This is a genomic window from Streptomyces griseoloalbus (assembly GCA_014650015.1).
In the GTDB taxonomy this organism is placed as follows: domain Bacteria; phylum Actinomycetota; class Actinomycetes; order Streptomycetales; family Streptomycetaceae; genus Streptomyces; species Streptomyces griseoloalbus.
Window position 1 is genome coordinate 1 of record BMUD01000122.1, and the last position, 630, is coordinate 630.

At 43.5% G+C, this 630-nt stretch carries 1 protein-coding gene; it reads left to right on the forward strand.

From position 1 onward, the window contains the following. Positions 1 to 188, forward strand: a 188-nt coding sequence (locus IE178_RS36550; RefSeq protein ID WP_318280432.1) for a hypothetical protein, incomplete at its 5' end; no start/stop codon positions are given. Positions 189 to 630: the final 442 nt, after the last annotated feature.

Below are 630 nucleotides of genomic sequence, written 5' to 3' on the forward strand. Positions count from 1 at the left end.
GTAAAGTTATAATGGGGGATGAAAGGCAAGGTTCGCTAACCTTACCCCGATTGTTTATGCTTCCCAGCATTCAATCTATCCCCGTTTATGGGTTTCTCTTTCACCCTACAAAGATAACCTCATGGGGGAAAAATGTCCAAGAATATGGGGTAAAAACTATCAAGTCGGTAGAAAATAAGTATCTTTGAAGTACATTTTTAGTAGAGGTACTGGTATGCCTAGACGAAGCAGATAGGCAAAAATAAAGCCGCTGGAGATGTCGGATGTCCGTCAATTAACTCCAGCGGCTTGTATTTTGGTAACTCTCCCGTATCGGTCAGCTACCGTTTGGTCAGCAACAAAGGTAGTACTTTATTGTCGCAAATCCAAATGTTTTCCCCTTTATTTGTGCATTTACAGAACATTTGCTAACTTCGCACCTATGCAGTATGGTGATAGCACACTAGCACCCTAAAGGGTGCGTGTGTAAGGGGACAAGCCCCCTTAACCCCCTGTCAGCCGGCTGTCACCGGCTGTTATCGATTGTCACAAAAATGTTAACTTATGGGAGCAACAAGTATTCATGTACAAGCAGTGAAGCCGGGGAGTGAGATTCACAACTTTAGGGAAAAAGAGTTGGACTATGTTCGT